This is a genomic window from Kribbella albertanoniae, assembly GCF_004348455.1.
Taxonomy (GTDB): domain Bacteria; phylum Actinomycetota; class Actinomycetes; order Propionibacteriales; family Kribbellaceae; genus Kribbella; species Kribbella albertanoniae.
On the sequence record NZ_SMKA01000366.1, the window covers coordinates 1 to 7,326 of the forward strand.

7 protein-coding genes and 1 tRNA gene are annotated in these 7,326 nt (G+C 67.5%); 4 read left to right on the top strand and 4 right to left on the bottom strand.

All coding sequences use genetic code 11. The annotated features are described in order from the left end of the window. Window positions 1-178 precede the first annotated feature (178 nt). Entirely contained in the window at window positions 179-1,180 is a 1,002-nt protein-coding gene (locus tag E1261_RS41520) for a serine hydrolase domain-containing protein (RefSeq protein ID WP_132415261.1), read from the top strand. On the opposite strand, the gene E1261_RS41525 is transcribed toward E1261_RS41520, so the two are convergent. Continuing rightward, on the bottom strand, window positions 1,150-2,109 hold the full coding sequence (locus E1261_RS41525) for a CPBP family intramembrane glutamic endopeptidase (protein ID WP_132415262.1): 960 nt from the start codon (window positions 2,107-2,109) through the stop codon (window positions 1,150-1,152). The two genes, E1261_RS41520 and E1261_RS41525, sit on opposite strands and share 31 nt — an antisense overlap. A 117-nt stretch (window positions 2,110-2,226) precedes the next feature. Between E1261_RS41525 and E1261_RS41530 the strand changes: the two genes are divergently transcribed. Together E1261_RS41530 and E1261_RS41535 are read left to right on the top strand one after the other, a co-directional pair. Beyond that, the gene (locus tag E1261_RS41530; RefSeq protein ID WP_165952823.1) at window positions 2,227-4,170 is read left to right on the top strand and encodes a sensor histidine kinase; all 1,944 of its coding nucleotides are present in this window, start codon (window positions 2,227-2,229) and stop codon (window positions 4,168-4,170) included. Then, window positions 4,170-4,829 (top strand): response regulator, encoded by a 660-nt coding sequence (locus E1261_RS41535; RefSeq protein WP_132415264.1) that lies wholly within the window; start codon window positions 4,170-4,172, stop codon window positions 4,827-4,829. The genes E1261_RS41530 and E1261_RS41535 overlap by 1 nt, the downstream gene beginning before the upstream one ends. Here E1261_RS41535 and E1261_RS41540 read toward each other — a convergent pair. Then, on the bottom strand, window positions 4,786-5,664 hold the full coding sequence (locus tag E1261_RS41540; RefSeq protein ID WP_238176777.1) for a phosphotransferase family protein: 879 nt from the start codon (window positions 5,662-5,664) through the stop codon (window positions 4,786-4,788). The two genes, E1261_RS41535 and E1261_RS41540, sit on opposite strands and share 44 nt — an antisense overlap. Window positions 5,665-5,892: 228 nt before the next feature. Here E1261_RS41540 and E1261_RS41545 point away from each other — a divergent pair, with 228 nt between their 5' ends. Continuing rightward, on the top strand, window positions 5,893-6,348 hold the full coding sequence (locus tag E1261_RS41545; RefSeq protein WP_132415265.1) for a hypothetical protein: 456 nt from the start codon (window positions 5,893-5,895) through the stop codon (window positions 6,346-6,348). A 600-nt stretch (window positions 6,349-6,948) separates the two neighbouring features. On the opposite strand, the gene E1261_RS45660 is transcribed toward E1261_RS41545, so the two are convergent. Further along, window positions 6,949-7,110 (bottom strand): hypothetical protein, encoded by a 162-nt coding sequence (locus E1261_RS45660; RefSeq protein ID WP_165952824.1) that lies wholly within the window; start codon window positions 7,108-7,110, stop codon window positions 6,949-6,951. A gap of 127 nt (window positions 7,111-7,237) precedes the next feature. Then, window positions 7,238-7,313 (bottom strand) — tRNA-Lys (locus tag E1261_RS41550). Window positions 7,314-7,326: the final 13 nt, after the last annotated feature.

A 7,326-nucleotide genomic window follows, 5' to 3' on the forward strand; every position in this document is an offset into this window, starting at 1 on the left:
CTTCAGCAAACCCTCCACCGACGGAGCGCCCATCCCCCGCTGGTCCACCACCCCCGGCACCACCCACTACCAATCCGCCCAGGACACGACCATGCACGGCACCCGTTTCTGGTCCTGGTTCGAACCCAACACGATCCAAACCTTCGAAGTACCGGACGTCACCCTCTAGGTTTGGGGGATGCGAAACCTGCAGAAGTTCCTCGACTCCCTGGTTGCTTCCGGTTCGGCCGGCGCTCTCCTGCACTACCAGGACGCCGATGGGCCTTGGGTGGGCGCGAGTGGAGTTGCAGAAATCGGTACGGCGATTCCGGTCGACCCGGCTGGTTCGTTTCGGATCGGCAGTGTCACCAAGACGTTCACGGCGACCGTCGTACTGCAACTGGTCGGTGAGGGAGTCCTGGCGCTGGACGACAGCGTCGACCGTTGGTTGCCGGGTGTCGTTCCTGCCGGGAAGGCGATCACCCTTCGCCAGCTGCTCAACCACACGAGCGGTCTGTACGACTACACCAAAGACCTCCCGGATACGGCCGGAGTCATCCGGGATCGCTTCGTGCACTGGGATCCTCGGGCCACGGTCGACAGCGCCGCCGTACAGCCGCTGTCGTTCGAGCCCGGGGCGACCTACTCGTACTCCAACACGAACTACCTCGTGCTGGGCCTGATCATCGAAGCCGCCACCAGCAAGTCGTTCGAAACCGAGATCGAGAGCCGGATCCTTCATCCGTTGGACCTGCAGCAAACTGGTGCGCCGGGGGATGTCGCGACGCTTCCGGAGCCGCACGCCCGCGGCTACCTGACCGTCGACGACCAACTGGTCGATATCAGCGACTTCAACGCGTCACAAGCTTGGGCCGCCGGCGAATTCGTCTCCACCGCCAGCGATCTCAACCGGTTCTACGCCGCTCTCCTCACCGGCAAGCTCCTCCGTCCGGCCGAGCTCGAAGCCATGCAGACAACGATCCTCACCGATGACGCCTGGCATGGCAGCGGCCTGGGGCTCAGCCGCATCGCTCTTCCGAACCTGACCCTCTGGGGCCATTCCGGCGGCATCTTCGGCTACCGGACCTGGAGTTACCACTCCGCGGACGCCATCCACCAGCTCACTCTCTCGGTCACAACCACCACCGATGACACCCCGCCGCCTCCGGCCTACGACCTGCTCGCCGACGCATTCAACTGAACGGCTGGCTTGAAGCGCTTGGCCAGCTGGAGGATCAGTACGGCGAAGAGCACGATCATGCCCATGTCGACGAGGGCGTACTGCCACGGCATGTCGGCCGCCGTCTCGTCGGTGGCGAGACCGCCGACGTACATCGAGGACATGATGAACGCGGTCAAGTTGTTCGTGACATGCAAGGCGATTGCGGCCTCGAGACCGCCGGTGCGGATAGTGAGCCAGCCGACGACGACGCCGAAGACGGTGAGGTCGATGAAACCCCAGACCGTGCCCCAGCCGTGGGCCGCGGCGAAGAGCAGGGCTTGCGGGATCACGATCAGGATCGGGTTGCGCAGGAACGAGCCAGTTGCCTGGAGCAACCAGCCGCGGAAGAGGAACTCCTCGGCCGCAGCCTGTAGGGGGACCAAGTAGAGCAGCATGAGCAGCCCGACGGCGAACGTTCCCCAACCCACCCAGACGTCCTCGGACGTCGTCGTTTCGGGCTCGGTCAGGGCACCCACGACCCCCATGATCACCGCGCTGATGACGAAGACCACCAGCGCGACAGCGAAGCAGCCGGCCAGCCAGGACCGCCGGAGCCGGCCGGTCACCGAGGTGACGGATCCCCACGTCCGCCGCTGGAACCACCACAGCGTCAAGGCCAGCGCCGGCAACCCCATCGCGATCGTCGCGAGACTCAACGCGGTCTCGGTCAGGTCGTCGTAGATTCGCATGCCGTCGGCGTCCATCGGGAAGTCCAGGGACGTAGCGATCGACTCGAACCGCGCGAACACCAGGATCATCCCGACGACGGTCAAGCCGAGCAGGACGAACGTGCCGATGATCGGCCGCCACCAGTCATGCCGTCCGGTCACCCGGGCGAGCTGATCGTAGGTGACAGATTCGGCGGTCTGCGGGGCCGGGGCGGGCGCTGCCGGATGGGTGATGGTCATAGCTCAAGGATGCTGACGGGCGGCCGGATCCGCGTCGGCCGGAAGCACGATCGCCGCCTCTATCGCTGGGTAGAGACGCCCGGTCGCCGGGTAGAGAACCCCTATGCTTTGGCTCTGATGGAACACGTCCGCAACTGGCTGCTGCCGATCATCCTGGGTGTCGGGTGGCTCGCGTTGTTGCCGTTCATCCCGGACGATCTGGAAATGCCGATGAGCGACCAGCAGCTCGTCGCGGCGGCTGCGGCATCGATCGTGGCCGCAGTCGCCTTGGGTTTCCGGCGCCGCGCACCCCTCACGACGCTCGGTGTGACGACCGCCGTACTGCTGATCGGCTATGTCTCGGCACCGCCTCCTGGACTGGCCGTCCTGCCGGTCGAGGTCGTTGCCTTGTACTCCGTAGCGGTGCGCTGCCGGATCGTTGTCGGCTGGCGAGCGTTCGCCGCCCTCAACGTCGTCCTGACCCTGACTTCGGTGATCGTCTACGGCCCAGGTCTGGAAGCCATCGGCGACACCGTGATCAACCTGGTCTTGCACCTCGCCATTCTGAACGGCGGGCAGCGGCGCCGCCGTCGCCTCGCCGCTCGCGACCGGGCCGCCCAGCAGGTGCGCGACGCCGAGGCCCATCGGCAGCAGGCCGCGGCGACGGAGCGCCGCAGGCTCGCCCGTGAACTGCACGACGTCAGCGCTCACCACCTGACATCGATCGTCGTCAGCGGTACGGCGGCCGAGCGGCTGGCCGCTACCCGGCCGGAACTGGCCACCGAGGCCCTGGCCTACGCCGCGAAGACCGGCCGCGAGACGCTGCGATCCCTGCATCAGTTGGTGGCCATGCTCGAAACGGGTGAGCGCGAGCAGTCCGAACCGCTCAATGCACGGATCGCCGGCTTGGCCGATGCCTTCACGCGGTTGGGGCAGCAGGTCGTCGTCGACGTCACGCCCGAGCTGACCGGTCAGGTCGCCGACGCCGTCTTCGGCATCGTGCGGGAGTCGCTCACCAATACGCTGCGGCATGCGCCTGGAGCCGCCGTACGGGTTCTGGTCACACATGCGGATGACCGCGTCGACGTACTGGTGGAGAACGGGCAAGCCACCGGTACGGCGACGTCCGGCCAAGGCGGTCAGCGCGGAGTCGCCGGTATGCGGGACCGGGCTGAGGCGGCCGGCGGGGCGCTCACCGCGGGGCCTGGCCCGGATGGCGGTTGGCGGGTCCGGGCGAGTCTCCCTGCTGAGGCTGCTATTGCCTTGCCGCAGCCGGGCGTTCGGTGGCAGGAGCGGTGGTTTGCCGACTTCGGCGTACTGGTTGCTGTCACGATCCCGGCGGTCGGCGGGACGGCCGGCTTCATCTCGGACGAGCCGGGGCTCGACACGGCAACGATCAGCCTGGCGATCCTGCTGGCCCTGATCCCCTGCCTGATCCTGCTCGGTCGCCGGGACCGCCCCTGGACCGTGGTGGCCGGCATCTCCGTCGCCGCCTGGCTCTGGCCGCTCGCGATCGGTCTCGACTGGCTCCCCGATGCACTCGCGCCGTCGATGGCGTTCGGGGTCTTCGCGCCGGCGGCCGCTGTCTACGCCGTCGCTGTGTACGGCGGCGATCCGGTAGTGGGCGCCCTGTCGACGCTCGTCGCGGGGGCCAGTGGCGGCCTGGCGGCGGGAGTCATGCTGATGGACATCCCGTCCGAGGACGGACCGGGGTTTCAGCTTTTCGTGGGCGGGGTGATCGCGTTCTTCCTGATCATTGTGCTGCTGGGCTTCTGGGTGCTCGGGTTCTTGATCCGGCAGCGGCGAACCCGGCGGCGGGACCATGCCGGTGAGACCCTGGCCAGGCTCGTCTACGCGACCGAGGTCGGAGTCCACACCGAACGGCAGCGGATCGCCGCCGGACTGCACCACAGCGTCCTGACCCGCACGCACACGATGATCACTCTGGCCGAGGCCGGCCGGCTGGCCGACGTGACCGCCGAGGCACGATCCGCGCTGACCGCGATGCGCGAACTACTCGCAACACTGGACGAGGACGGCACCCCAGCCCCTCGAACACCGGCTGAGAAGGAGCTGTCCTGATGACTGTCCGGGTCCTGGTCGTCGACGACCAGACTGTGGTCCGTGCCGGTTTCGCCGCGATCGTGGACGCCGAGCCCGACCTGACCGTCGTCGGCCAGGCCGGCGACGGCGCCGAGGCAGTCGCGCTCGCCGCTTCGCTGGATCCGGACGTCGTCCTGATGGACATCCGGATGCCCGGCCTGGACGGGCTGTCGGCCACTCGCCTGCTCACCCAGAAGGGCGACCGCCCGCGCGTCCTCGTCCTCACCACCTTCGACCTGGACGAGTACGTCTACGAGGCCCTCCGCTCCGGCGCCTCCGGCTTCCTCCTCAAAGACGCCCAGGCCGACGACCTCCTCACCGCCATCCGCGTCGTCGCCGCCGGCGACGGCATGCTGGCTCCCGCCGTCACCCGCCGCCTGATCCAAGCCTTCGCCGCCGGTGCCCCGACAACCACCAGCGCCGAAGCCCTCGCCAAACTCACCCCGCGCGAACGCGAGGTCCTCACCCTCATCGCCGCCGGCCTCACCAACGCCGAGATCGCCGACCGCCTGGGCGTCGCGATCGGTACGACGAAGACCCACGTGAATGCGCTGCTGTCGAAGCTGGACGCCCGAGACCGGGTTCAGGCCACGATCATCGCCTACGACCTAGGTCTGGTCCGCCCACGAGAGCACTGATGTACGTATCCAGCCGCTCCTCGACTACCTGCGTCGTGAGCTCGGTCCGCCCAGCCTCCCGCCACGGCTGCGACACCACCTCGAGCTCCTCCGAGGCCGCGAGCGCATCCCGCACGAACCAGTACTGCCTGTTGGGGGACAGCACCCCGCCGGCCTGCTCATAAGCCTCGGCGAACCGCAGCCCCCACTCCGGCCCATGCAACAACGCCAGGTTCGTCGAGCAATGCGACACATCGAGCTCCGCGGGACCCCACGCCGTACCAGCCCAATCCACAACCCCCGAGATCCGCCCACCGTCGAACAACACGTTCCCCGGCTGAAAATCCCGGTGCAGGAAACATCCGTCGTACGACGGCCGCGGCTTCCGGATCATGTCTATCGCCGCCGACCAGTCAGCCCCTCTAGGCACCACAGCAGTCTCGGCAGTAGACAGCGCCACAAACCCCCGAGGCTGCTCGGCGGGCCGAACCGCATGAATCGCGACCAATTGCTTTGCCAGCAACGGGATGCGCGTCTCCACGCCTTCGTCGTGGAGGATCGTCCGGCCCGGCAGGTGCGTCATCAACAACGACGGATACTCACACTCCTCCGCCCCCGCATCAACCGCCACCAGCTCAGGCGCTTGTACGCCGGTCTCCGCGAGCACGCGCAGCGCCTCAGCCTCCCTCCTGAGCCAGTCGTCGGCCTCCGCCACGTCCACGAAGCTCCGCAGTACCAACTCCCGACTGCTGCCGTCCCGCGCACCGATCGTCAGCCTGCGCATCTCGGCCGTGATCCCACCATGCAACACCGCAGCCCCGACGACCCGTTCGCCCGCCTCGAGCTGCCGCTCCACCCAAGCCAACGTCCCACAACCAATCACCCCGCCACCTCATCTTCGATCCATGCCACCAGCAACTGTCATATTCCCTTGTACTACTGGGGATTTCCACACATTTGCGCCCACACAGTGCCGCAATCTATTCAACCCCGGTTCGTCGCCGCGCCACCGGACCATGCCCAGCCTGACGCCCACCGCCGCTCCACTGACGACACGCCCCACCTATCGAAAGTGGTAGTCACCATGAACTCCTACAAAGCGATAGCCACCCGCCTCGGTGCCGCAGCAGCCGCCAGCGCCCTCCTGCTCACCGCCAACACCGGCCTGGCCCACGCAGCCGGCATGTCCTGGAGCGGCGACTTCAGCTCCCGCTCAACCGCCATCAAGCGCCTGGCCAACTGCGCCGCCACCGCCTGGTACAACGACAGCCAGGTCGGTGGCGAGATCACCACCTGCAACTCCGCCAGCAGCGACCCCTACTGGGACGGCATGCACCTCCTCGCCGCCAACTCCCACAGCATCGAAGGCAAGCGAGTCGCCTACCGCTCCGACCAGTCCTGCCCACCCAAAGACGGCTTCCAGTACGTCAAATGCTTCTACGTAGGCGGCAAAACCAAAGGCAACCCCGTCATGACCGTAGCCATAGAGTCCTACGGCCTCGGCGGCCAAGACGTCAACGTCACCTGGTACTATCTCTAACCACTGCGAACCCCCAGGTCAGCCCTGCGCCCTGGGGTTCCGCGGTCCCGTCCAACTCAGCCGCCGAGCCCGACTGTTCGCCGCCAGCGCCAAACGCCGTGCTGTCCAGCGATGCTGGGGAGCGCCACCGCCCGATTCGGTGGGGTAGCGCTCCCCATCGCCGCCGTACTGCACCGCATCGGCGATCAGCCCGTCTTGGCCCGCCCCCCATCTCAGGGGATGCCCACTGAGCCAGGGGGTTGCCCCCTGAAAATCTCGATGGGCAACCCTCCGGCTCGGGGGCTATCCCTCGAAGTCGCGCAGTCGGGGCGGGAGCGGGTGCGAATTGGGTGGGAGTGGGGCTGGTACGGCGCGGCGGGGCGGACTGGGTCGGGGTCGCCGGTGGTCCCTGGTCCAGTGCGTAGTCGGCGAGTGTGGGGGCGGGCGGCCGAGTGTGACCTTCGTGCCGCCGTCCATCGTTTACCGGCGGCATCCTCCGCACAGTCGAGGCGGGGCTGCTCGTGGTGGCGCGTCGAACGAAGCCACTGTACCGAATGGGGTGACGTGGGGAGGGCGGACCGCCGACACTGATCAACTCTGCGTCGCCTGGTCGGTTCACGCTCAGCGCGGCCGGGCCGGACCGGCCAGGAGCGGGTTGATCAGTGGCACAGATCCGCCCCACCCACCACTAACCCGAGCCGCGTCGTGCCCACGCAGATCCATCGTTGCGTCCGAAAACACGCCGACCACGTACTGCGGGTCTTCGGACGTAGCGAGGCTCATGGCCGAAGTCGGGCCCAACCATCCGCCCGCCAGCCGCCCGTCCGGTTCCGGAGAGACCACGGTGGGCGCACGCGCCGGAGGCGGCGTCCTCTACATACCCCCAGGTCAGGCTTCTGACCTGGGGTTTTGGTAGGCCCCGTGGGACTCGAACCCACAACCCGCGGATTAAAAGTCCGCTGCTCTGCCAATTGAGCTAGAGGCCCCGGTGGTGAGGGG

Bases quoted from the DNA above. Each gene is read 5' to 3' on its own strand.
- E1261_RS41535 (WP_132415264.1), top strand. From the start codon at position 4,170: ATGACTGTCCGGGTCCTGGTCGTCGACGACCAGACTGTGGTCCGTGCC.
- E1261_RS41525 (WP_132415262.1), bottom strand. From the start codon at position 2,109: ATGACCATCACCCATCCGGCAGCGCCCGCCCCGGCCCCGCAGACCGCC.
- E1261_RS41545 (WP_132415265.1), top strand. From the start codon at position 5,893: ATGAACTCCTACAAAGCGATAGCCACCCGCCTCGGTGCCGCAGCAGCC.
- E1261_RS41520 (WP_132415261.1), top strand. From the start codon at position 179: ATGCGAAACCTGCAGAAGTTCCTCGACTCCCTGGTTGCTTCCGGTTCG.
- E1261_RS41530 (WP_165952823.1), top strand. From the start codon at position 2,227: ATGGAACACGTCCGCAACTGGCTGCTGCCGATCATCCTGGGTGTCGGG.
- E1261_RS45660 (WP_165952824.1), bottom strand. From the start codon at position 7,110: ATGAGCCTCGCTACGTCCGAAGACCCGCAGTACGTGGTCGGCGTGTTT.